The organism is Candidatus Thermoplasmatota archaeon, assembly GCA_030018475.1.
Lineage (GTDB): Archaea > Thermoplasmatota > JASEFT01 > JASEFT01 > JASEFT01 > JASEFT01.
The window spans coordinates 1-24,172 of the sequence record JASEFT010000018.1 but is presented as its reverse complement, the minus strand read 5'-3'; the positions used below and the strand labels follow the sequence as shown (position 1 = coordinate 24,172).

Genomic DNA, 24,172 nt, shown 5'->3' with positions numbered 1-24,172 from the left:
TCTTTCTTTCCCTGAAGGGTTTCTTTCTTTTTCTAAAAGAAAGAAAGGCTTCTTTTATGCTTTTTTGCGTATATTGATATCTTTATATATAAATCTTCATATTCTAAAATTATGCGCCACAAATTATTTATCGGAATTACTTTCAATATCGCTCTTTTAGGCGTTGTTAGCTTGCTTACAGACGTTAGTAGCGAACTTATTATGCCTTTGTTACCGCTTTTTTTAATTACGCTTGGTGCTACCCCTTTGATAATAGGCTTGATTGAAGGTGTTTCAGATTGCACTTCTAGTATTTTAAAAGTTTTTTCAGGCTATTGCAGTGATAGAATTGGCAAAAGAAAATGTTTCGTCAGTGCAGGCTATATTACCTCAGCGCTAGCTAAAATATTCTTGCCTTTCTCTTTTATGTGGCACCATGTGTTGAGTATAAGATTTTTCGATCGTATAGGCAAGGGGGTAAGAACTGCTCCCAGAGATGCCATGATCTCAGAATCAGCTTTTGAAGAGAGAAAAGGTAAAGCGTTTGGCTTCCATAGGGCATGCGATACTTCAGGCGCTATTCTAGGCTCTCTACTAGCAATATTATTATTTCCACTGATTTCCTATAGAGGTATATTTTTAATTGCGATAATACCTGCCTGCTCTGCTGCAATACTTACACTTTTGGTAAAAGAAAAAATTGCTAAAAGCGCCGTTAAAAAATTAAATTTTTCCTCTTTGCCTAAAGAATTCAAAATTTTCATAGTAATAACTGCACTCTTTTCGTTAGGCAATTTTAGCTATGCATTTATGCTGCTAAGAGCTAAGATGTTCACTGAGAGTATAACTTGTATACTTTTACTCTATCTGCTTTTCAATATTCTTTACACACTTCTGGCAGTGCCATCTGGTGTGCTATCTGATAAAATAGGCAGACCAAAAGTTCTAACCTTAGGCTATGGGATTACAAGCTTGATGTTTTTAGGATTTGCATTTACCAACTCTTTAAATATTTGCCTACTGCTATTTCTACTGTACGGTTTAGCGCGAGCAATAAACGAAACTGTGCAAAGGACTTTTGTAGCAGATTTAAGTTCCAAGGAGTTAAGAGGCAGCGCATTTGGAATATACCATATTATTGTTGGATTAGCAGCTTTGCCGAGCTCTTTGATTGCCGGAGCTCTTTGGTGCTATGTGAGTGCAAGCGCTGCTTTTATTTTCAGCTCTCTTTTGACGTTCTCAGCTCTTTTGTTATTCATGATAATGCGAAAATTTTAAAATTTAGGCATACCGAAACATTAAATTTAGGCATACCTTATCTTTTTAATATGGCTACAGAGGCAGTTGAAGAATACCTTGAAATTATATATCGACTTTGTGAAAAACAAAGCAAATACAACTATTACTGAGATTGCTAAAGCTTTGAACATAGCGCCTGGAAGCGTTAGTGAGATGTTGCAGAAGTTAGCTGAAAAAGTATGTTGAATACACGCCCCGCAAGGGTGTTGCGCTAACAAAAAAAGGCAGCACTGTTGGTAAAAAAAAATTTTAAGGAAGCACAGGATTGTAGAAAGTTTTCTCACCAAACTTGGTTTTCCAAAGCATAAACTTCACGAAGAAGCTTGCAAGCTCGAACATAGTATTTCAGATGTTCTAGAAAGAACTCTGGATAGAAATATTGGTTTTCCAGAAGAATGTTCCACAGGCAAGGAAATACTAGAGACAGAAAAATTTTGGCTCTGGCATCTCTTAATATTGGTGAAAAAGGAAGGATTGCAGATGTAAAAGGCAAATGTAGGAAAGAGTGTAATTTTAAATTATTTTACAGGCTTACACCAGCATATTGGTAATTGGCCTGGAAAAACTGTAGAAAAAGCAGAAGGGGCGGTCTATTTTAAAGGTTATGAAATAGATGTAATCGACCTCCCAGGAATATATTCACTTTCTACATATTCTATCGAAGAGCTAATTTCAAGAGAGTACGTTGCAATTGAAAGACCTGATATCGTAGTTAATGTGGTTGACGCTTCAGCTTTAGAACGAAATCTTTTCTTTACAATTCAATTGCTAGAATTGGAAGTGCCTATTATTGTAGCGCTTAATCAAATAGATATGGCTGAGAAAAAAGGGATAAAAGAACTAGAAGAAAAATTTAATATTCCAGTTGTGCCGACAGTAGCGGTAAAAGGCATTGGCATGGAGAAGTTGCTTGGTACTGCACTCGAGGTCGAGAAAAGAGAATTTAAAATAAAAAAAGTAAAGTACAGCTCTGAGATAGTATTTTTTTGCAGAGGGCTTGGCAAAAGAAATTGAGGCAATTCACAGAGATCCTTGCGGTGTTGTAATAACAGCAGAAAGATATTCTATTGCAAACAAGATTGCTAGTGAAGCTCAAGAAATAGTTATTCCTAAAAAAAGCATCTTTTTCTGAAAGGTTCGATGTACTTACAACACATAAATATTTAGGCTACCCTCTCCTAGCAGCAGTCGTATTTTTTATATTAGCCATTGTGTTTCTAATTGGAAATATTGTTTCAAACTCATTGATAGATTTATTAGGCTCGTTTAGGCCGACATTTGAAAATATTGGAGCTTGTGGGGAGCTCGTCTGGGACGGTATTGTAGAAGGCTTAATTGCAGGTGTAAGTCTCGTACTGCCTTATATAATTCCATTTTATATTATTTTGGGCTTGCTCGAAGATTCAGGCTACCTCCCTAGAGCTGCATTTCTAATAGATAATACAATGCATAAAATAGGTCTCCATGGAAAGGCTTTTATTCCGTTTATTCTGGGGTAGGGGTGCAATGTTCCAGCATGCTTAGGATGCAGAGTTATGGAAGCGGAAAGAGAGAGGACTATAGCAGTGTTTGCTACTACAATGGTTCCGTGCGCCGTACGCACAGTTATATTTTAGGTCTTGTAGGAACATACCTAGGCTTTAAATGGGCTCTTGCACTCTATGCGCTTAATTTAATTGTAATATTCCTGCTCGGCAGAATGGCGTTTAAATTAATTCCCAGCGAGCCTATGGGACTTATCATGGAAATGCCGCCGTACAGAAAACCGATTTTAAGGATAGCATTGCGTCAAACATGGCACAGAACAAAAGATTTTATTATGATTGCATTCCCGTTAATTATTGCAGGTAGTTTTATACTGACAACTCTCAAAATGCTAGGATTGCTTACTCAACTAAATAATGTATTAAGCCCTGTAACTGTGAGCTGGCTTGGGTTACCAGCTGTTGTTGGCTCTGTACTTAGCATTTTAAGAAAAGAGCTTACACTGATAATGCTTGCTACATTCATGTCTAATTTCGCGTTAGTGCTTACGCCTGTCCAAATCCTTACGTTTACAATAATAACAATGTTTTACATTCCCTGCATTGTGACAATTGCAGCATTAGTCAAAGAACTAAGATGGAAAAAAGCTTTAATAATTACTGTGCTTGAAATAGGTTTTGCTCTGCTACTCGGCGGCTTGGTGTATCGAGTTTTGAGTGCACTGCTCTAAGTGCAGCTCCTTTACAAATGAAAGAGGAAATACAATATCACTTACGCAGCACGGTAGCCAAACTGCAATGAATAGCACAACGAAGATGAAAGGTAGCAGAGGAAGCCAATTTGCTGCCCCGAATGCTAATAAATAAAACAGCGATGCCCATGTGCTCACTAGTACATGTGCTGCATGAGGGCATTTAGTTGTAGCTCTCAAATAACTCAGCGCAATACCAATCAGTGCTGAAAAGATTATAATATGAGGATGCTCAATAAGGCATACATGCAACTCAGTTTCAATTCCAAGAAGAATGCCACCAGCGTAAGAAAGCGCTACATCACTTATAGAACATATTCCTACAGAGCCCACAAACCCTATTAGTGGGGAAGCCAAACTTTTGCCTTTATGCAATTTGTACATGCTCGTTGTTACAAAAGCGCTTAGTAAAATATGCAGTGAATGAAAAATGTGAAAAATAATATTTAAACTATACGATGAAATTTCAATCCAAACCATTGCGCTCATTATAACCACGCCTGTAAGAGCGCCGAAAGCGGTAAAAGGGGATGTGGCGTTTAAGCTCTGTAGCAATGTGCTTGAGTTTGCTCATTCTATGTTTGCATTAGCTAATCCAATATTAAAATTAACGAAGTAAAAAGAATTGGTGCTGCACCCACATCTTTATTAATATCAATGCATTTTATAACAGTAATGATAACCTTTGTTCAGTATCCTTTTACTAAATCTGAAAATCTTAAATGCCTGAATAAAGAAGTAAGAAAATGGTTCGTTAAAAAATTCAAATCTCTAACGCCTCCTCAGCGCTACTCTTTCAAATTAATTTCCCAAAACAAAAATACTTTGATTACAGCTCCAACTGGCTCAGGCAAGACTTTCAGCGTTTTTATGGTTATTCTGAGTAAACTTTTCGATCTTGCAGAGCGTCAAAAGCTTGAAGCCGGCGTTTACTGCCTGTATATCTCTCCTCTCAGAGCGCTTGATAACGATATCTATCGCAACTTATTAGAGCCTTTAAGGGAGATGAACAAAGAAGAAAAGATAAGGGTTGCAATAAGGACTGGCGATATAACGCAGTATGAAAGAGCTCAGCAGCTGAAAAAACCGCCACATATTTTAATAACAACGCCTGAGAGCTTGGCAATTTTATTGAATTCCATAAAATTTGCTGAGTTCCTCAGAACAATCAAATGGGTTGTTGTAGATGAAATTCATGAGCTTGCAAGCAGCAAAAGAGGAGTGCATTTGAGTTTGAGTCTTGAAAGGTTGCAAGAGCTAATAGGCAAAAATTTTGTTCGCATAGGTTTAGGCGCCACACTACATCCTTTGCAAGAGGCAGCTAGATTCTTGGTAGGCTGCGAAAAAGGTAAAGAGCGCAATTGTAATGTTGTAGATGTCTCATGGTTTAAGAAATTCGATTTGGAGCTGATATGCCCAACTAAAGATATAATCCATACAACTGCAGATAAAATGAACGCTTTAATGTATCAGTTACTTGACAAACTTATCAGCAAGCACAGAACAACTCTTGTATTTACAAACACTCGCTCAGGTACTGAGAGAGTTGTTTACCATTTAAAATCGCTTGGAAAATATCCTGAAGAAAGTATAGAAGCTCATCACGGCTCTTTGGCTAGAGAGATAAGATGGGATGTTGAGGAGCGACTAAAGCGCGGCTTACTTAAAGCAGTAATATCTTCAACTTCTCTAGAGCTCGGTATTGATATTGGATATATTGATTTAGTTGTACAGCTAGGCTCACCTAAAAGTGTAACGCGTTGCGTGCAAAGAATTGGTCGTAGTGGTCATGGCTTGTTGGATATTGCAAAAGGAAAGGTTATAGCTTTAGATAGAGATGATTTGGTAGAGTGTGCAGTAATGTTGAAATGCGCACAGCAAAGAGAACTTGACAAAATGCAGGTAGTTAGAAATTGTTTAGACGTGCTAGCTCAGCATATTGTTGGTATGGCACTGACTAGAAAATGGAATGTAAAAGAAGCTTTTGAAGTTGTAAGAAGCTCTTACTGCTATAAAGATCTTGACTATGAGGACTTCTTTTCTTTACTACATTATATTGCTGGTCATTATGCAGATTTAGAAGATCGTAATGTCTACGGTAAAATTTGGTTTGACGAAAAAGATTTAGTATTTGGAAGGAGAGGCAAGTACACTAAAGTTATTTATTATCTTAATTTAGGGACAATACCTGATGAAGTGCAAGTTGCCGTCTACAATCTAGAGCCTTACCATTACGTTGGTAATATCGAAGAAGATTTTTTAGAGCGCTTACGTAAAGGCGATATTTTTGTACTTGGTGGAAGGACTTACGAATTTAGATATGCACGTGGCATGCGCTGCTTTGTGCAGGAGCGCAAGGAAGAGCTTCCAACAATTCCTGCATGGTTCTCAGAACTATTGCCTTTGAGCTATGAACTAGCTTTAGAAATAGGTAAGTTCAGAGCTCAGTATTTTGAGCTTTTAAATAAAAAAGATGTAAAAAATATTAAAAGATTATTGGAAAAATATCAAATGGATGAGAATTCCAGAAAAGCAATTCAGCATTATTTTCAGCTACAATATGATTATTTAGGAATTTTTCCTACAGATAAAATTTTAATCATTGAGGATACTTTTGATCTAAGAGCTAGAAGAATATTAGTATTTCATTTTCTTTTCGGCAGAAGAGTCAACGACGCACTCTCTAGAATTTTTGGCTTTATAATTGGAAAATTGCTGAAAGCAGATCTTGGTGTTATAGTCTGTGATAACGGCTTTGGTCTCATTGTGCCAGCCAACGCAGAAATAAATATGCCTGAGATTTTTGAAAAATTATTTAGTACTGACTTATACGAGCTTTTAAAATCAAATGTTAGAAAGACAGAGCTTATGAAGCGCAGATTCAGGCATTGCTCTACAAGGGGTTTCTTAGTGCTTAGAAATTATAAGGGACATAAAATAAGAGTTGCCAGACAGCAATTGAATGCACAAATGCTTTTGCAAGTTTGCGAAGAAATCTCTGAGAATTTCCCTATAATTAAAGAAACTTATCGTGAAATTCTAAAAGATGTTATGGATATAGAGAATGCAAAAAAAGTTTTAGATGCTATAAAAAACAAAGAAATCAAATACTATTATTTAAAGACCGAGCTCCCTTCACCTTTCGCTCATAACCTCATTTTGCTTGGTGAAGCAGATATTATTTTGATGAAGGATCGGAAAGAGAGGCTGATAGAGCTGCATGAGAAGTTGATGAGGAAGTTGAACGAAGGGGATACTTATGAAAGTCCTTGTTTTAGGCGCAGGTAAAATGAGCTCTGCTATAGCACTTGATTTAATGAAAAACAAAGTAGAAGTTGCTGTTGGTGATATAGATTTTGAAGCTGCTGAAAAAGTTGCAAGAAAATACGATGCAATTGCAATTAAAGTAGATGTAAAAGCTCATGATAAACTAATAAAATTAATGAAAAAATACGATGCTGTTGTTTCAGCAGTGCCATACTTTTTAAATTATAAACTTGTCAAAGCAGCCATTAAAGCAAGCACAAATTTCTGCGATTTGGGTGGCAACACAGAAATTGTTAAGAAGGAATTAAAGTTCCACGATAGTGCTAAAAAGGCAGGTATTACCGTAATACCAGATTGCGGTTTAGCGCCTGGAATTACAAATATTCTGTCAGGCTTAGGAGCCAGAAAAGTTAAGAACCTTTATGCCATTTATTGCAGAGTAGGAGGCTTACCCCAAGCACCAAAACCTCCTTTAAATTACGGGTTGTTTTTCTCTATCGAAGGATTGATAAATGAGTACACTAGGAAATGCAGAATAATAAGAAACGGAAAGATAAAAGAAGTTGAGCCATTAACAGAAATCGAACATATATATTTTCATAATTTTGGGATGCTCGAATGCTTTCATACCGCTGGTGGTGCCTCAACGTTGCCTGATACTTTCAAGAATAAAGTCAAAGAGCTTGATTACAAAACGATAAGGTACATAGGGCATTGCGAAAAAATAGTAAAAGCGAGAAGAGAGAAAGAGCTTTTTATCACATTTCTGAAAAAGCATTTAAAGCCCTGCAAAGATGTTGTGCTGCTAAGAGTAAGTGTTGTTGGCGAAAAAGAAAAAATAGAATACGAGCTAGTAGATTATTTTGATGAAAAGAACAAGCTTAGCGCAATGGCAAGGACAACTGGCTTTAGCGCATCGATAATAGCGCAATATTTAGCTAAAGGAGAGCTTGAAAAAGGCGCTTTCACACCAGAGATTTGCATACAGGATGAAAAATTTTTAGCTGAATTAGCTAGAAGAGGTATAAAGATAAATGAAAATTTTCAATAGTATAGAGCTTATAGAGCCTTACCCTGCAATTTATATTGAAGAGCTAGATTTAATTTCGATTGCGGATTTGCATCTTGGCTACGAGGGCATACTTGCAGAGCAAGGTATTTTCATGCCCAAAGTACAGTACAAAAAAATTCTTAATGATGTGCGTAAAATATCAGAGCTTAAAAAAGCATCAAAAATTTTAATTAACGGCGATATCAAGCATGAGTTTTCAGAAACAAGTTATCATGAATTTAAAGAGTTAGTCGATTTCTTTTACTACCTCAACAATAATTTCAAAAAGATAATTTTGATAAAAGGGAATCATGACAATTTCATTTACCGACTAACTGAAAAATATGGTATTGAGCTTTACGATGAGTTAGCTTGTAAAGATTATTTATTCATTCATGGGCATAGGGAGAGAGAGCTAGCGCAAGTTAAAGAAAAAGTGATTGTCTTAGCGCACGAGCATCCTGCACTTGCACTTTATTCAGAGCTTGGAGTAAAAGAAAAACTCAAATGCTTTTTATACGGCAAAGTAAAAGACAAAAAAGTTATTGTGCTTCCAGCAGTAAGCTATTTTGCAGAAGGCAGCTCTGTAAATATTATTCCCCAGCAGGAGCTCCTCTCCCCTATTCTAAAAAATTTAGGAATAGATAATCTCAGAGCAGTTGGTATTGTTGAGCATGATAAATATTTGGAGTTCCCAGAATTATGGAAGTTGAAAGGATTATAAGAGAGCCTTATCCTCATGTGCTTGTATTTAGCAAAAAAGAGTTGCACGGCTGGTATTATTCAAAAGCTCAACAGCGACGAGAGTGCACAAGCGAACGATTGCTAATCAATCCATACGCTGGTTGCTACCATAACTGTTTTTTCTGTTATGCAAACGCTTATAAAGGGTATTTCGAGCGCTATAGAAAAGAAGGTGTTGTTACAGTATTCAAAGATTTTGATAAAGTTATTGCCCAGCAACTAGATTCTCTAAGCGTAGCTAGCTGCGGTTACTTAAGTCCTGTAACAGACCCTTTCCAGCCTATAAATAAAAAATACGAGTTAGCGGAGAAGATAACAGAGGTTTTCGTTTCTAGAAATATTCCTATTGAGTTCATCACAAAAGGCGAGCTGCCTAATAAAATTATTTCTTTAATTAAAACTCAACAGCATTCTTTTGGACAAGTAAGTATTCTAACACTTAACGAGGAGCTCAGAAAGAAACTAGTGCCACGAGGCGCTAATACAGAAACATTACTTAGAAATATTGTCAAGCTGAGCAATGAAAATATTTATGCAGTTGCTAGAATAGATCCTATTTTTCCATATATAACTGATAGTGAAGAGTCTTTAAAAGAACTTGTTAAAAAATTAAAAGACTGCGGTGCAAACCATGTAATTGCAAGTGTAGTTGATATTCCCAAGCCTGCTCAGCAAGATATTCTAAAAAATGTTGATAGAATAGCATCTGGAGCTGCAAGAAAATATTTAGAACTTTACAATGAAAGGATAGGCTATTATTTGCATGCGAATATAAATTATAGAAAAAAAATTTTTAAGTTTTTGCGCGAGGTTTGCAACAAGTTAAATTTAACATTTGCACTATGTATGGAATTTGAGATATGCAGGAATAAAAAACAATACTATCGAGGCTTAAATCAAGATTTCGCTACAAGCTTAAATTGCGAAGGTCTTGATGTGCCTATCTATATAAGAAAAAATGATGAGTTTGAGCCTGCTGACTGCAAGGGTAACTGTCTTACTTGCAAGACCCCAAGTTGCGGCATTGAAGAACTAAAAACTGCAAAAGCTTGGAAACTCAGCGATTATAAAAGATGGAGTAAGTTAGTGAGCGTTAAGAGGTTAGATGAATTTTGAAGTTCGTTTGAGTTTTTATCTAACTTATATTAGAAAAATTTTTTAGCTCCTTAATCATTAAGAAAAAGCAGTGGACGAAATTGTAGTATGCGCAGATATACATGAGGGTATAAACTTTGGTATAAACGTAGATTTAGAAACAGGCATCTCTGCAAGAGCGCTCGATATCCATGAGAATTTTAAAAGGATAGCAAACTTTGCTATTGCTAAAAAAGCTAAATTGTTTGTAATAGCAGGCGATCTATTCGACCGTACTAACGTAGTGCCAATCTATAGAGAAATGGTCAGAAAAGATGTGCTAGAGCCTCTTAGAGCTAATAAAATCAAAGTTTTTATAATTGCAGGTAATCACGACCAGCCCCGCATCTCCAAAAGAGGTACCTCGATAAGCGATTTTGAAGATTACGACAAATCTTTTATTACCGTTTACAGAACGCCTTCGGTGGAAAGAATCTATATAGAAAACAAAAAAATTCTGTGCCTTATTCTGCCTTATATTCATCCTTCTGCAGTTATTGAGCTTATGAAAGGCAAGCTTGGTAAAGAGATTCCTAAAGAGCAAGTGCTAGAAGTCGGGAGAGGAATTATAAAAGAGTGGCTTGAAAACTGCGTTAAGGAGCAAGCAGATTATAAAATTCTATTTGCTCATTATTATATTGAGGGTGCAAAGCTAAGAGAGGTAGCAAGTCCTGAGGTATTGCCAGGCGAGTTCTCTATTACAAAGCAAGAAATATCGCCCGAACTCGATCTTGCAGTTTTGGGACATGTTCATTTGCATCAGAAAGTTGGTAAAAGTGGCAAGTGCGAAATTATCTATACCGGCGGGATTGAAAGAATAGACTGGGGTGAATGCGACGATGAAAAAGGCTTCGTTAGAATTTCACCTTTAGAAAACAAATGGTGTTTTGAAAAACTGCCGACACGTAAAATGGAAAAGATAGAACTGGCGCTCGAGGCAAATGAAAAGGATCCTACTGATAAAATCATCAGCGCACTCGAAAATGTAAAAGATAAAATGATAAAGCTTACAGTTTCTTTACCACTAGGCATGAGAGCTAGAATCGAAGAATCTAAGCTTAGGCTAAAGCTTAAAGACTCCTTTTATTGCGAACTTAAATGGCTCGAGGAGGAAGAGGAGAAAATAGGGCTTGTAAGCTTTACTACTAATCCATTCGAACTATTAAAAAACTATATAGAGCTGAATTACAGCAAGCATCCTAAGAAAGACGAGCTGCATAAGGAAGGAATAAATATTCTAAAAGAGGTTTTAGAATGATCCCAGCATCTTTTGGTAAAGAAAAGCCTCAAATTTCAGAAGGCTTTGTGATAGAAGAGCTTGAACTTAACGGCTTCATGCGATACATTACTAAAACAATTCTAAAAATACCTGAGAAATTCACTGTGATAGTTGGAAGGACGGGAGCAGGTAAAAGCACTCTACTAGATGCAATTACATTTGCACTCTACAGAAGAACTTCTAGAACCGATTTGAAAGGAGTCGGAGTAAAGGTTGAGGATATTTGCAAAAAAGGAGGTTATGTGAAACTTAAATTTTTACAAGGCTCTAAAGAATACGAAGTTATAAGAGGACTTAATAATGTTGGCAAATCTTATTTGATTTTAAAGTCAAATGGAAAAGAAATTCCAGGTAGTATTTCAGAGCTGGATAACAAAATAGAAGAGATTATAGGGCTGGACTACGAAGGATTTAGAAGTTCCACTTTCGTCAGGCAAGAGGAAATGAAAGCATTGGGTAGCGCAAGTGGCGCTGAAAGAATGGGAATATGCCAAAAATTGTTTAGACTCGAAATTTTCGATAAAGCGCAGAAGAGAGCTGACGATAAGCTTCGTATACTGGAAAAAAGCGCTGACGAGCTATCAGGCGAAATTTCGCAAGCTAAGCGTAGTTTAGAGCTTGAGCTACCTGAAAAAACTAAAATTTTGGAGCATGCGATGGTGGAAAGCGCAAATCAGCGAGAAATTCTAAGTAAGCTAGAGAAGAGAGTGAAAGTCAAAGAGCTTGAGTATCGCGAGCTGGTTGTAAGGCATGAAGAATACATTAGGAGCAGAGCAAAATTAGAATCTTTGACTAAGGAGCTTTCTGAGATTGCTATAAAATTAGAAGATGAAGCTGAGAGTAGAAGAGAATACGAAGAGTTAAAGTTAAGGGTGGAAGAGCTTAAAGTAGAAGCAGAAGGTTATGAAGAGCTTGTAGAAGAGCGCACCAAACTGGAAAGGTTAAAAAGCGAATTTGAAAAATTTTCAATCGCTTTTAAATTGAGGGAAGAGGAGTTTCGCAAGCAAGAAGATAGATATAAGTTAGAACTTGCAAGAATTGAAAAACTAGTTCAAGAAGAGCTCGCTAGAAAGAAATCACTTAAAACAGCCCTTAGTCAAGAGCAAGCGTTTGAGCTTCTTAGAAATGAGGGCGCGCTAAAAGAAAGAATCGCAAGAATAGGCAAAGAGCTAGGCTGGCCACTACCTAGTAGCATAATAAATGAATTGACTAAAGAAAGGGTGCAAGCGCATGAAGAGCTTGTAAAGGTAAGTAAAGATGTGAGTGCAATTAATAAAGATTCTTTTGTACTATCCGAGATCGATAAAAGAGTGAAGGAGCTTGAAGTTGAGCGTTCAAGAAAAGAGGGAGAAAAAGAAAAAGAGCTTGAACAACTGCGTAAAAGTATATTAGAAATTCAAGCTCAAATTGAGACTTGTGGGTTTAGAAGCGAGGACGCCAACAAATTGAAAGAGCTTGCTAGCGCGATTACTAAAAAACTCAAAGCGCGAGAAGAGCTTCAGCGTTGCGAAAAACGTTTTCAAGAGCTTAGCGAGTTATCTAAACTTATCACAGAATGGCAATTAAGAAAAGATAATTTAGAAAAAGAGCTTGTAGCTCTAAAATCAAAAATTACAGAAATGCTTGGTTATGAGGAGCGCTACAGAAAAGCAGAACAAGAGCTTGAAGCATTAAGAAATGAGCTGAGCAATACTGAGAAAACACTGGCTAGATTAGAAGCTGAAGCTGAGTTGGTAAGAAAAGAAATTGAAAAATTAATGAAGAGAAAAGAAGAAATTGCAGTAAAAGAGAAATCGTATAAAGAGCTTAAAGAGCAAATAGAAGTACTTACTATCCTCAAAGATAAAATATTCCATAAAAGAGGTATTACAATGTATGCAATTAATCAGCTACTTGCAATACTAACTAAAGAAGTTTCAGCTAACCTTTCAGACATGACTGCCCAACGCTTTAGCCAAGCTAATTTAACAATTTACGAAGAAGGCGAACGCTATGGACTTAAAATTGAAGTTCTAGGCGTTGATGGTAAATGGCATGATGCACAAGAATTTAGTGGCGGAGAGAAAACTCAAATTAATGCTGCACTAAGATTTGCAATTGCTAAGCAGCTGGCGCTTCTACCGCAAGTAGGTAAAACCTATGGCAGAATGAAAACTCTTTTTATAGACGAAGGCGATTTAGGATCGCTGGATACAGAAACGAGCAGAGAGCTCTTCGTAAGAAAGTTATTTGATCTAGGAAAGTTTTTCGATAAAATTATTTTGATAACTCATCTAACAGACGTTGCAGAGCGCCCAGAGTTCGCAACTAAAATAACTGTAGCAATGTCACCGGAAGGTGTCTCCAGAATTGAATATTAGCAAATTAAAATTATGGAAGTGTTACCTCGCCCATTATTTCGTTTGTAGGAATATGAATTAACATAACTGTTATTCCGCTTTCTGCATACTCTCCTCTCAATTTTAAACAATCTCCGACTGAAAGTGTCATATCCATATCTTCATCTAAGAAAGAAACCATGCCTGTTTTATTACCGTAAATTTTAGGATCGTTTAATATGAAAATATCCTTAGCCACAGCTTCTTTCAAAATGATGACTTTGACTTTGTCTAAACCAACAGCTCTAGAAACAGAAGTAATATTAACTGTATAATTTCTATCTTCTTTAGTTACGCTCATTTCTATACCAGGTGTAGCTTTAGTTCCTCCTCCTATAATTCCAGTAAGCCATACCCATACAGCAGCAGCTATAACCACAGTAATAACCACAAGCAATATTACCCCTATTACTGGCGAGACCACCGCTTCTTTACTTTCTCTTTCATTAATGCCTATCAATCCAATCTCACTACTCCTATCAAGCTTCCACCAGTTGGATTGTGCCTTAGATATAAGGAATAAGTGGCTAAAGTTTTGAGCTCACTTACATCTAACCCTGTGGTATTATTGACTGTTAACTTAAGTCTATCGTAAGACGCTATCATACCGCCTCCATTATACCATATGATATTTAGCTCTTTAGTACCGTTTAAATCTATCGTGTACTTATATGGCTTGTTTATTTCCGCTGGGAAACCGAAGGATGCTTTTACAAACCCGTCTTTATCGCATATATAGCATTTAACATCTTTAGGCTCTGCCTTCGGTCTGAATGTTTTCATCAAAATAATATAAGTCACGTTACCGCTACTAATATTTTTATCATAGATTGCGAGCTCAGCAACAGGCACAAAACCGCTCTGGAAAACGAAGCCACTTACCCAGACAAACATTACAGTTGCGAATACTACGCATATCCCAATAAGTAGAACTGTACTGACAATGGGTGAAACCGCATAATTATCTTTTTTTGGCATTCTAATTTTCAAATAGCTTTAAAGTTCAAATGAACTTTTCTGAAAGATGCCGCGGGCGTGGCTTGAACACGCGACTTCGAGATCTTCAGTCTCGCACTCTCCCAGCTGAGTTACCGCGGCACCTAGCACTTTTAGCCTTTCTTAATTTATAATCGCTGTACCTATATTTAAGAATTTACAGTGCCGGGGGAAAATCTTAAGAAATCGGTAGCCAATCTTTAAAAAATGAAAATCTCTGTTCTTAGACTAGGTCACAGACCCCAGCGCGATAAGAGGGTAACAACACACGTGTGCTTGGTGGCAAGAGCTTTTGGTGCAAGTGAAGTTTTCGTTACAACTAAGGATCTCAAGTTAAAAGAAAGTATTGAAAAAGTTAAAGCTAAGTTTGGCGACGACCTTAAATTACTTTTTTGCAAAAATTGGCAAGAGCTAGTAAAAAATTGGGATGGCATAAAGGTACATCTAACGATGTATGGTGAACATATTAATGAAGCTCTTCAGAAAATACCGCAAGACAAAGATTTACTAGTAATAGTAGGAGCTGAGAAAGTACCAAGCGTTGTATTTGAGCTTGCCGATCTCAATATTGCAGTTGGCAATCAGCCTCATAGCGAAGTTGCTGCTTTAGCTGTATTTCTGGATCGATTTCTAAAGGGCGAGGAGTTATATAAAGATTTTAAAGGCGCTAGAGTAAAAATAATACCCGCAAAAAGAGGTAAGAATATAAGGCGAACGCCAAACTAATGAATTTTTCTACTAAGATAAAAACCGCAATTACTACCTATCTTGTTCTCTTCTAGCTCGCCGATACTGAGAATCACGTCAAATCCGCAAGCTTTAAATTCATTTATAAGTTGAGAAGCTGTTTCAGGTCGATTAGCGTCAATGGAAGACGTGAGTTTGTTTTCGCAGACCTTCTCAGTAGGATTTAAAGGAGTGAGTTTAATTGCAAATTTTTTTGGATTGAAATATCTACGAATAACTTCAGGCACTACCTCGTAACCTTCTGTTACTGCAAAATTAAGAGTTATTTTTCTATCTTGAGGCTCGACGAATTTTTCACCATACTCGGAAATATCTTTGAGATTCCATTTATTTACAGGCATAAGCTTGTCTCTCTTGGCAGGATTGGTTGTATGAATTGAGAACTGGAGCTGAAAAAAGCCTCCTGAGTAATATCTATTTTTAATTTCAATTAATCGCTCGAAAAAATCGTTACAACCTTTGGGAGCAAGTGTAGAAATAGCAGGCATAAGTCCAGGTGCATTATAGAGCTTTGGCAACTTCTCTAAAACTTCCAGCACATTATTATTGAGCGCAGGCTCACCCATCCTCGCAAACTGAATTTTGAATTTAGGAATCGGTATTTTACGGTCAGAAAAATACTTAGCTACTAAATAATCTATTTGCTCTATCATTTCCTGAGCTGTAAGCTTACCTCTGTAAGTTGTACTCGCATCGCACATAAGGCATTTTACAGGGCAGCCGAACAAGCATGATATTATCAGTACCCATTTTTGAGCTTTAAGCAGAGGTGGTTGAAGCGACTCTGCAAATTCCACCATGTATTCATTTGAGCCTCTCATTACTGCGACATAGACTTTCGCTAAATCTTCGTGGCCTTGCTCATATACTACTTCCATTTTCTCAAGAATTTAATTACTTTGTCAGCAGCTATCAATCCATCACCTACTGCAATACCCACTTGCCTCAAACTAACTCTTTTAATATCGCCTGCAAAGAATATACCTGATTTTTCAGCTCTATTTTCAAACTTCATCTCACTATCTAAAATCTCTAGGTTTGCAACCCTTCCTACTGCGATAATAGCATAATCGCAATTGAAAATATTAACTTTTCCGTCTGTAATACAATTAATTGCAAGCTTATTATTAGTTATTTCAAAGCTCAGAGGTTTAGTGTTTGAGTGAATAATAATATTTTCTGCTTTTTTGGCTCTATCCACAAGAAGCTTAAGAGCTTTAGGCACTGCTTTCCTGAAGAGTATATCCACTTTACTAACTTTGGCTGAGAGATTAAGTGCATAATCGAAGGCAGCATCGCCGCTGCCAATAATTGCAAGCCTCATACGTTTCTTTAAAGGAGGTAACTCAGCAACTTCATAAAATATTCTTTTACCTGCAAGCTCTTTTTCGTTTTTTATATTTGCAGCTTTAGGTATTGTGCCTGTGGCTAAAACTACTGAGCGCGCTAAAAATCTGTTTTTTTCTGTAATTATTGTAATGAGCTTTCCACTAACTTTTAACTTCTTTACCTCCTCCTTCATCACTTCAATATCTAACTTCTTAATCTGCTCTTCGAAAAGCTTTACGAGCCTCTTACCACCGATTCCTTTTGGAAATCCTAAGTAATTCTCAATAAGATTTGCATTTGAAGCCAAGCCTCCAATTGCTCTACGCTCCAACACCAAAGGCTCCAGACCAAATCTTTTAAGCTGGATTGATGAAGCTAAGCCTGCAGGACCTGCGCCTATTACAACTACATAGTAAATCATTTTTTATTTAGCACAGCCAGTATCTCTTCTGTAAGTTTAGGAATAGCAAACCCATGCGCTAGTGTTTTTAAACTAGCTAAATGGAGCTCTTCATTAACTGTAGCAGTTGCATCTATTACAAAATAAACTTCTAAATCTCTTGTAAAAGCTTCTCTTGCGATAGTTTCGCAGCATAGATTTGTCATAACTCCGGTAATAACAATACTTTTTATATCGCGAGCTTTAAGAATATTCTCAAGCTGAGTGTTATAAAAGCCGCTGTATCTGGTCTTCCTAACAATAAATTCGCCTTTGCCAGGCTTTAGCAACGATATAATTTTAGAGTAATAGGATCCTTCTTTTACATTGTCCTTCCACCATCTCTTCATAATACCGCAACCCTCGTCCTCTTTTACACCATACCTTGTGAATATTATACAATACTGATTTTTTCTATACCCCTCTAAGAGTCTCAAAACGTTCGGAACGATCGCTTTAGCTGCAGGAATAAACGCGTGAGAATTGCTATCAAGAAAGAAATTCTGCATATCTATTACTAGCAGTGCGGAAGAGCGAGGGACGAGCTGAAAACTCTTGCTTTTATTATAAAGCTCTAAAGCTTTAAGCCACTTAAGAGCTTTGATTGATAGATTTTCTGCAGTAACGTATTCTCCTTTTTTGACCATTCTAGAATCAATTAAAGCCTTTTGTAGAAATATAAATTTTTATATATCACAACTTTATATAGTTATTTGCATGAAAAGATCCCCGGCTTAGCTCAGTTGGTAGTTCGGATGAATTGCTTTGCAATTCATCCTCGCTCCAAATTGCTTGCGACGGAATTTGCTTTGCAATTCCGTAGAACGCAATTTGTCGCAGCGGGGGACTGTATCTAACAAATCCCGGCTTAGCTCAGTTGGTAGAGCGGGGGACTGTAGTTGGTTTATGCAAATGCTAGCGCATTTGCATGTAGATATCCCTAGGTCGCTGGTTCAAATCCGGCAGCCGGGATTTTTTTCTGACGGGATAAAAATGGCTAGAAGAAGGAGCAAAAGTAGAGGACAAACACTAAAAGAGATAAGAGGGGCGCAGGCATCGGCATACAATAGATTTGAGAAGCTAATAGAGTCAAAATGCAGAAATTGTAAAAAATTCGATGGCGGAAACTATTACTGCCAAAAATGGGCAGGCGAACTCAAATTCGGATTTAACTCTGTATACGAAGCCACAAGAGCATATAATGCATGCGCAACTATAATAAAAACATGCGAAGAGTACGAAGAAATGATAAAAGAGTAGCGCAGTTAGATCGAGCAGTTTATGAGCATAAAATAATTCGCGACTCAGTTCACGGCAATATAAAGATAGAAGGGCTGCTGCTCGACCTTATGGAAACGCCCGAGGTTCAGCGCTTAAACTGCATACACCAGCTTGGATTCGCATATCTTGTCTATCCGGGGGCACATCATTCACGTATAGAGCATTCTTTAGGCACAGCGCATATCGCAGGTAAGATAGCAGAGCAGCTAAACTTAGAAAATTACGAAAAAACTCTTGTGCAAGCAGTAGGATTATTGCATGATATAGGTCATGGTCCATACTCTCATACACTTGAATACATTCTCGGCAAAAAACTAAAAAAGGATCACGTAGATATAACAAAACAGATAATTACTGGCGAATATAGTGTGATAAAGGGTAATGAGTTGATAGCTATTGACAATACTAAAACTGTAGCTGAGATTTTAGAGCGCTATGACCTAGAGCCTAGAAAAGTTGCTAACTTAGTATCTAAAAGTTTTGTAGATTATAGCTTAGATGTTTTTTTGACTAAAGAAATTGAGAGAAGATATTTGCATCAGATAATACATAGCCCTATAGATGCAGATCAAATTGACTTCTTGATCAGAGATGCTTATTACACAGGAGTAGCTTACGGTATTATTGATACTGAGCGACTAATTCAAACAATGACATTATTTAAGGACGAGCTTGTGATGGATAAAAAAGGTGTGTCGGCAATTGAGAGCATGCTTGTAGCTCGAGGCTTAATGTATTCATCAGTCTATTTTCATAAAACTGTAAGAATAGCAGAAATTATGCTGGCAAGAGCAGTCGAAAGAGCTTTAGAGCTCGGTAAATTAGAAGAACTCAATAGAATGGTAGACTCAGAGCTTTTAGCGGAGTTAGAGAAAGCTCACAGCTATTGCAAAGAAATCGTGCTCAGGTTGAAGTATAGAAAACTGTTTAAGAAAGCTTATTCTAAAGATATTAAGGAGTTCAGTAAAGAGGAGCTAGATGCACTCTCGGAGCTTGATAATGCAGATAAGAGGCTAAAGAAGGAAAGAGAGCTTTGTAGAAAGGTAGGTGCAAAAGAAGGTTACGTGCTTATCGATACCCCAGGAAAAGAAATAATACTTTCAGAGCCGAGACTTGATAAAATAGATATTAGAATTTTAGACAATGGTAAATTAAGATTCTTTAGCGACTATTCGCCAATTGCTAAAGCAATGCGCACTAGAAAAATAGTTGACTGGGCTGTAATGGTCTCGACTCAACCTAAATATTCAAAACAAGTAGCGAAAGTAGCGGAAAGAGTTTTACTAGGCTAGAGAGAAAAAAAATATATTTTATAAGTGCTATAATGAATATTATGACTAATGAAAAAAATTATATGCTGAGCTGGGGAGAGTACGATAAGCTTTGCTATCAACTTGCAGAAAAAATAACTAACGATAATACCGCTTTTAATAATATTATATGTATAGCGCGCGGGGGACTTGTTATAGGTAGAGTACTGGCTGATATTCTGGATTTACCGCTTCACGTAATTTATACTCAGCGCTATAAAAAAGGCAGTAAGGAAACTTATAGTGTAATAAGGCTTACCGATGTTTTGGGCACATCAAAGTTTGGAGGCAATATATTAGTTGTAGATGATATTACCGACGAGGGTATTACTATGAAGACAGTGGTTGAAAAAATTAAAAGCATGGTAGATATTAATACAGTAAAATCAGCCACATTATTTCACAAACCGCGCTCGGTATTTACACCTGACTATTATATAAAAACTACTAATGACTGGATTGTATTCCCATACGAGGTTTGCGAATATTGCTTGGACTCAGGGCAGGAAAAATGTCCTAAAGGAGTAACAGAAAAAGGAGTATGTCATAGGAACAAAAAAAGCCAGAAAAATGGATGAACTTGCACTAATATCTGAGCTTAAAATAATACAGAATTTACTTATTTCTATAGGCTTAGGAATTTTGATAGGACTGGAGCGCGAGCATCATAAAAGAGTAGAATCAGGCGAAAGAGCTATTGTTATCGCCGGTATTCGTACATTTCCTATAGTAGCACTTTGCGGTACTTTACTTGCAATTATTACAAGGCTAGCAAGTGAATCTGGACAAATTTCAGGCGCTCTTCTACCTTATTTCTCTCTTCTAATCCCTTTAGGACTTTTCGGCTTTATTCTTTTAGCTCTGGTTATGTTCTATGCGAAGCATCAGCTAGAGCTTACCGGACTAACTACTCCTATAACTGTAATTGCAACTTTTATTCTGGGCGTTTTGGTAGGCTTTGAACTCTGGCTTGTCTCTCTGATTTGCTGTGTGGCTATAACTCTTTTACTAGTATCTAAAAAAAGATTACATGAGCTTGCCTCAGTACTTACAGAAAGCGAGCTTATGAGCGCCCTAGGCTTTATTTCAGTTGCTTTTATATTATTACCATTAGCTCCCAATGAACCTATTTTTGGAATTTTCAATTTTAAATGGATGCTTTCAATTATAGTATTCGTCTCGGCAGTTTCGTTCGTTTCATTCCTTGCAATGAGACGTTACGGTATAACTAAGGGAATCCTTTTTTCATCACTCTTTGGTGGGTTGGTAAATTCAGAAGCTACCACCGCATCGCTCTCCCATCATGTGAAAAGAAAAAATGAACTTCTCAGTATTGTAACATTAGGAATAGTTGTCTCCAACACTACAATGCTTATACGGAATTTGATAATTGCTGGCTTTGCAGACCCTCATTTTAAAGTTCTATCATTTATGCTGCTTCCTATTGCTGCAATGTGTGTAGTAAATATTGTTCACTTATCACTCTCTCCAGCGCCAATGAGAGTTGAGGAAGAGCTTAAAATCGATATTAAATCGCCTTTCGCAGTAATACCTGCAACTAAGTTTGGAGTTTTATTTGTTTTAGTAGCATCTTTAGGCTATGCAGTAACTCATTACTTAGGAAAAGACTGGATCTATTTAACAGCGCTCGGTGGCTTTGCATCAAGCGGGGCAGTAGTAGCGAGCCTTGCATTGCTTGCCTATCAATTTCCTGGCGAAATTTCTTTCAGCGCTCTTGCAAGCACTTGCCTTCTTGCATGTATTATTTCTACACTTACAAATATAGGAATTGCAGGCTTTAGCTCAAAAGAGCTTGCCAAGAAAGTAACTAAGCCACTCATAATAACAGCGCTTGTAGGAACAATTGCAATAATTATTCTGCTGCGATTTATAATGCCTCTATTGCCTTAACTCTTCTCTAATATACCTAAACATTTTTTTAGGACTCAAAGTATCTAAAAAGAAATGATAATCTTCTTTTGTAAACTCTCTTAAGCAGTAGAGAATACCTAAATAGATACCAACACACAGCAAGCCTGCCAAAATCAATGAATAAAATCTATCTAAAGGCAGAGTTTGCGCAAGCAAATAGAGCAAAAGAGCGGTTAAACAAGCCACAAGTAAGTGGATAAATATTTTGGGGTTTGTTGTTGTATTTGTAAGCTTCTTAACATAAAATCTTGAGATAAGTATACCTACGCATGCTGAGATAACTGTAGTTAGCGCAGCGCCGAAAGCGCCCAAGCCTAAAAATCTCACTCCAAAAATAGCAGGAGGTATGAATATCATATTTAGAGCTATATTTAGGAGTGCAACTGTACCTGCAATTTTAGCGCCTAATTTTGGTAGATTAATAGCGCCGAACTGTAGCCAGTAAGGACTGTTTATCGACACTAAAACTGTATACAATGCCAAAGTTTGAAGTACTGTTACTGCAGGTAAGAACTCAGCTGAAAGTATTACTATTATTATTTGAGGCGCTAGCGCTATTATAAATGCTATAATTGGGAATATAACAAGTGATATATAGCGCTCTGCTTTTTGAGTTAATATTGCAATCTCTTTTATTTTATTCTCAGCATGATAGCTTGATAGAGTAGGAAATAATAGAGCACCTACAGCACCTGAGATCATAATCACGAAATTATTTATTTTCTGAACACCAAAATAATAGCCAACTTCTTTGCTGCTCCAGAATAGCTGGATCATTACAGTATCTATATTTACAGCTATGACAGAAATTGCTATAATAAAGAAAACAGGCAATGCAAAACTCAGATAACTTCTGAAATATTCTTTATCGTATTTACCTATAGTATAGTTCCTGAAAAGCCATAGTGATACAAGGAGCATGAGCACAACGCCAATTACATAACTGCTTGCAAGTACAATTACACCAAGTCCTAAAACAGCGATAGGAATAGTAATCAATACTCTCGAGAAAGTTTCTGTAAAATAAGGAATTTGGAATTTTGCAGTTTCTTGACGTGCGCAAAAAGTAATTAAAAAAAACTTACTAAATGACCAGAGCACAATATAAAAGAGCATTATGTAAAGGACAAGCTCATGTTCTCTACTTTCAAAGCCTCTTCCGAGCAAAAACTTCCAAACAAAAACACTGCCTAAAATGCAAGTAGCCATTACTACGACAAGAATTGCTTTAATGGTAAAAAAAGTACCGAGACATTTATTAAGCTCTTTTCCTTCAGAAATTCTCTTTACATGAGCTCCATCGAACCCCAAATCTGCAATGAAAGAGAACGTAGTAACAAAGGCAAATGCAAACCCAACGATACCCAGAGGATAAGCGCCCATGAAGCGAGCTACGAAAAACAAGCCGACGTAACCTAATAGTGCTGAGATAATATTAAATCCAAATATAAGTGTTGATTTGCGTGCAATCATTTTTTCGACAGTAAATAAGCAGAGAGATTTAAATATTTGCTTGCTCATTATAAGAGCCATGAAAGCTGTAATTCTAGCTGCGGGAGAAGGTCTAAGGCTGCGCCCATTAACAGTTACAAGACCTAAAGTAATGCTCACTATAGCAAACAAGCCTATACTTCAATATGTAGTAGAAGCGCTGGTTAGGAACAGATTAAAAGAACTAGTCATTGTAGTCGGGTACAAAAAGGAGAGGATAATGAGCTATTTTGAAGATGGTAAAAAATTTGGCGCGAGCATAGAGTATGTAGAGCAGGATAAGCAATTGGGCACTGCGCATGCAGTAGCTCAAGCAAGTAATTACGTTGAAGACAAATTTTTAGTCATTGCAGGAGACAATATTATTGAGAGTGAAACTCTTGCGCAACTCATCAAATCCAAACCGCCTTCTTTACTCATTACAAAGAGCTCGCTACCGTCAAAATACGGCGCTGTAATCACTGAAGGAAGAAAATTAAAAAATATTATAGAGAAGCCTGAGCTGAAAGTAAGTGAACTTGTATCTACAGGAGCATATATTTTCTCACGCGATATTTTCAAAGCTATAAAGAGCTCTGGTAGCGTAGATCTTACTTCTACACTCCAGCATCTTCTACGCGAAAATACCAAGATATCATGCGTTAGGACAAGTACTTGGTATGACGCAGTATATCCTTGGGACTTGCTAAGAATAAATTCCGAGATTCTTGCAAAAGCGCGAATAACAGGACTTGGCGGTAGGGTAGAGAAAAATGTTACTATTAAAGGAAACGTACAAATAGGGAAAGACACTATTATCCATTCTGGTTGCTGTGTAGTGGGCCCTGTAGTAATTGGTGCAGAATGCGAGATAGGCCCTAACGTATGTATTTTTCCGTCAGTGAGCATAGGGGATAATGTAACAATCGAATCTTTTTCTGAAATAAAAAATTCTATTATAATGAACGATGCGAGGGTAGGGAGCTTTACAAAACTCTCTAGCTCAGTTCTCGGCGAAGGTGTAGCTCTAGGCTCGCATTTTGTGAATGATGTTGCCAGGAGTTACGTTCAGCTATCAGACGGTTTCCATGAAACAGCAGATTTAGGCGTGATTATAGGCGATGACACAATTATAGAAAATTCTGTCTCTGTCGAGGCAGGTAAATTGATAGGCGTGGGATGCAAGCTCGGCGCAAGGAAACTGATTACAACCAACATTCCTGATAAAACCGTAGTGGTTTGAGATGTGTGGAATTATAGGGTATTGTGGCGCAAGAGAAGCGCAGAAGATAATATCTGAT

The 24,172-nt window shown here is 37.1% G+C and carries 26 protein-coding genes and 2 tRNA genes; 20 read left to right on the top strand and 8 right to left on the bottom strand.

Going from position 1 to position 24,172, the window contains the following annotated elements; genetic code table 11:
• The first annotated feature begins 111 nt into the window (after nt 1-111).
• The 7 genes from QMD21_03720 (at nt 112) to QMD21_03690 (ending at nt 3,493) form a co-directional block, all read left to right on the top strand.
• Nucleotides 112-1,257, top strand: coding sequence for an MFS transporter (locus QMD21_03720; GenBank protein ID MDI6855876.1), 1,146 nt, complete (start codon nt 112-114; stop codon nt 1,255-1,257).
• A gap of 99 nt (nt 1,258-1,356) precedes the next feature.
• Nucleotides 1,357-1,464, top strand: a complete 108-nt coding sequence (locus QMD21_03715; protein ID MDI6855875.1) for a winged helix-turn-helix transcriptional regulator — start codon at nt 1,357-1,359, stop codon at nt 1,462-1,464.
• Nucleotides 1,465-1,673: 209 nt separating this feature from the next.
• Nucleotides 1,674-1,829: a hypothetical protein gene (locus QMD21_03710; protein MDI6855874.1), complete on the top strand. Its 156-nt coding sequence runs from the start codon at nt 1,674-1,676 to the stop codon at nt 1,827-1,829.
• Complete coding sequence (locus tag QMD21_03705; protein MDI6855873.1) at nt 1,822-2,292, top strand: FeoB small GTPase domain-containing protein; 471 nt, start codon at nt 1,822-1,824, stop codon at nt 2,290-2,292. Before QMD21_03710 ends, QMD21_03705 begins: the two co-directional genes overlap by 8 nt.
• The gene (locus QMD21_03700; GenBank protein ID MDI6855872.1) at nt 2,276-2,410 is read left to right on the top strand and encodes a hypothetical protein; all 135 of its coding nucleotides are present in this window, start codon (nt 2,276-2,278) and stop codon (nt 2,408-2,410) included. Before QMD21_03705 ends, QMD21_03700 begins: the two co-directional genes overlap by 17 nt.
• A 79-nt stretch (nt 2,411-2,489) precedes the next feature.
• Nucleotides 2,490-2,777: a nucleoside recognition domain-containing protein gene (locus tag QMD21_03695; GenBank protein ID MDI6855871.1), complete on the top strand. Its 288-nt coding sequence runs from the start codon at nt 2,490-2,492 to the stop codon at nt 2,775-2,777.
• Nucleotides 2,778-2,866: 89 nt separating this feature from the next.
• Entirely contained in the window at nt 2,867-3,493 is a 627-nt protein-coding gene (locus tag QMD21_03690; GenBank protein ID MDI6855870.1) for a nucleoside recognition domain-containing protein, read from the top strand.
• On the opposite strand, the gene QMD21_03685 is transcribed toward QMD21_03690, so the two are convergent.
• Nucleotides 3,449-4,003: a hypothetical protein gene (locus QMD21_03685; protein ID MDI6855869.1), complete on the bottom strand. Its 555-nt coding sequence runs from the start codon at nt 4,001-4,003 to the stop codon at nt 3,449-3,451. The two genes, QMD21_03690 and QMD21_03685, sit on opposite strands and share 45 nt — an antisense overlap.
• A 186-nt stretch (nt 4,004-4,189) precedes the next feature.
• On the opposite strand from QMD21_03685, the gene QMD21_03680 reads away from it, so the two are divergent.
• The 6 genes from QMD21_03680 (at nt 4,190) to QMD21_03655 (ending at nt 13,349) form a co-directional block, all read left to right on the top strand.
• Nucleotides 4,190-6,802, top strand: a complete 2,613-nt coding sequence (locus QMD21_03680) for an ATP-dependent helicase (GenBank protein ID MDI6855868.1) — start codon at nt 4,190-4,192, stop codon at nt 6,800-6,802.
• Nucleotides 6,774-7,832: a saccharopine dehydrogenase C-terminal domain-containing protein gene (locus tag QMD21_03675; GenBank protein ID MDI6855867.1), complete on the top strand. Its 1,059-nt coding sequence runs from the start codon at nt 6,774-6,776 to the stop codon at nt 7,830-7,832. Before QMD21_03680 ends, QMD21_03675 begins: the two co-directional genes overlap by 29 nt.
• Entirely contained in the window at nt 7,816-8,556 is a 741-nt protein-coding gene (locus QMD21_03670; GenBank protein ID MDI6855866.1) for a metallophosphoesterase, read from the top strand. Before QMD21_03675 ends, QMD21_03670 begins: the two co-directional genes overlap by 17 nt.
• Nucleotides 8,535-9,692 (top strand): hypothetical protein, encoded by a 1,158-nt coding sequence (locus QMD21_03665; protein ID MDI6855865.1) that lies wholly within the window; start codon nt 8,535-8,537, stop codon nt 9,690-9,692. Before QMD21_03670 ends, QMD21_03665 begins: the two co-directional genes overlap by 22 nt.
• Nucleotides 9,693-9,762: 70 nt before the next feature.
• Nucleotides 9,763-10,968, top strand: a complete 1,206-nt coding sequence (sbcD, locus tag QMD21_03660; GenBank protein MDI6855864.1) for an exonuclease subunit SbcD — start codon at nt 9,763-9,765, stop codon at nt 10,966-10,968.
• Entirely contained in the window at nt 10,965-13,349 is a 2,385-nt protein-coding gene (locus QMD21_03655) for an SMC family ATPase (protein ID MDI6855863.1), read from the top strand. The genes sbcD and QMD21_03655 overlap by 4 nt, the downstream gene beginning before the upstream one ends.
• 10 nt (nt 13,350-13,359) lie before the next feature.
• Here QMD21_03655 and QMD21_03650 read toward each other — a convergent pair whose 3' ends face one another.
• The 3 genes from QMD21_03650 to QMD21_03640 form a co-directional block, all read right to left on the bottom strand.
• Nucleotides 13,360-13,827, bottom strand: a complete 468-nt coding sequence (locus QMD21_03650) for a type IV pilin (GenBank protein ID MDI6855862.1) — start codon at nt 13,825-13,827, stop codon at nt 13,360-13,362.
• Complete coding sequence (locus QMD21_03645) at nt 13,824-14,345, bottom strand: hypothetical protein (GenBank protein ID MDI6855861.1); 522 nt, start codon at nt 14,343-14,345, stop codon at nt 13,824-13,826. Before QMD21_03645 ends, QMD21_03650 begins: the two co-directional genes overlap by 4 nt.
• A gap of 47 nt (nt 14,346-14,392) precedes the next feature.
• Nucleotides 14,393-14,465 (bottom strand) — tRNA-Phe (locus tag QMD21_03640).
• Nucleotides 14,466-14,570: 105 nt separating this feature from the next.
• Between QMD21_03640 and QMD21_03635 the strand changes: the two genes are divergently transcribed.
• Complete coding sequence (locus tag QMD21_03635) at nt 14,571-15,089, top strand: tRNA (cytidine(56)-2'-O)-methyltransferase (protein ID MDI6855860.1); 519 nt, start codon at nt 14,571-14,573, stop codon at nt 15,087-15,089.
• Here QMD21_03635 and QMD21_03630 read toward each other — a convergent pair.
• The 3 genes from QMD21_03630 to QMD21_03620 are packed head-to-tail and all read right to left on the bottom strand — an operon-like array spanning nt 15,086 to nt 17,525.
• Nucleotides 15,086-15,988, bottom strand: coding sequence for a radical SAM protein (locus QMD21_03630; GenBank protein ID MDI6855859.1), 903 nt, complete (start codon nt 15,986-15,988; stop codon nt 15,086-15,088). The genes QMD21_03635 and QMD21_03630 overlap by 4 nt on opposite strands.
• Entirely contained in the window at nt 15,979-16,860 is an 882-nt protein-coding gene (locus QMD21_03625) for an NAD(P)/FAD-dependent oxidoreductase (GenBank protein ID MDI6855858.1), read from the bottom strand. Before QMD21_03625 ends, QMD21_03630 begins: the two co-directional genes overlap by 10 nt.
• Nucleotides 16,857-17,525: an isochorismatase family protein gene (locus QMD21_03620; protein ID MDI6855857.1), complete on the bottom strand. Its 669-nt coding sequence runs from the start codon at nt 17,523-17,525 to the stop codon at nt 16,857-16,859. The genes QMD21_03625 and QMD21_03620 overlap by 4 nt, the downstream gene beginning before the upstream one ends.
• A gap of 215 nt (nt 17,526-17,740) precedes the next feature.
• Here QMD21_03620 and QMD21_03615 point away from each other — a divergent pair.
• The 5 genes from QMD21_03615 (at nt 17,741) to QMD21_03595 (ending at nt 21,380) form a co-directional block, all read left to right on the top strand.
• Nucleotides 17,741-17,850 (top strand) — tRNA-Tyr (locus QMD21_03615).
• Between the two features lie 21 nt (nt 17,851-17,871).
• Complete coding sequence (locus QMD21_03610) at nt 17,872-18,138, top strand: hypothetical protein (protein MDI6855856.1); 267 nt, start codon at nt 17,872-17,874, stop codon at nt 18,136-18,138.
• Complete coding sequence (locus QMD21_03605) at nt 18,105-19,451, top strand: HD domain-containing protein (GenBank protein ID MDI6855855.1); 1,347 nt, start codon at nt 18,105-18,107, stop codon at nt 19,449-19,451. Before QMD21_03610 ends, QMD21_03605 begins: the two co-directional genes overlap by 34 nt.
• Nucleotides 19,452-19,492: 41 nt before the next feature.
• On the top strand, nt 19,493-20,047 hold the full coding sequence (locus QMD21_03600; protein ID MDI6855854.1) for a phosphoribosyltransferase family protein: 555 nt from the start codon (nt 19,493-19,495) through the stop codon (nt 20,045-20,047).
• On the top strand, nt 20,040-21,380 hold the full coding sequence (locus tag QMD21_03595) for a DUF4010 domain-containing protein (protein ID MDI6855853.1): 1,341 nt from the start codon (nt 20,040-20,042) through the stop codon (nt 21,378-21,380). Before QMD21_03600 ends, QMD21_03595 begins: the two co-directional genes overlap by 8 nt.
• Here QMD21_03595 and QMD21_03590 read toward each other — a convergent pair.
• Entirely contained in the window at nt 21,369-22,874 is a 1,506-nt protein-coding gene (locus QMD21_03590) for a flippase (GenBank protein MDI6855852.1), read from the bottom strand. The genes QMD21_03595 and QMD21_03590 overlap by 12 nt on opposite strands.
• Nucleotides 22,875-22,932: 58 nt before the next feature.
• Between QMD21_03590 and QMD21_03585 the strand changes: the two genes are divergently transcribed.
• The gene (locus QMD21_03585) at nt 22,933-24,114 is read left to right on the top strand and encodes a sugar phosphate nucleotidyltransferase (protein ID MDI6855851.1); all 1,182 of its coding nucleotides are present in this window, start codon (nt 22,933-22,935) and stop codon (nt 24,112-24,114) included.
• Nucleotides 24,115-24,172 lie beyond the last annotated feature (58 nt).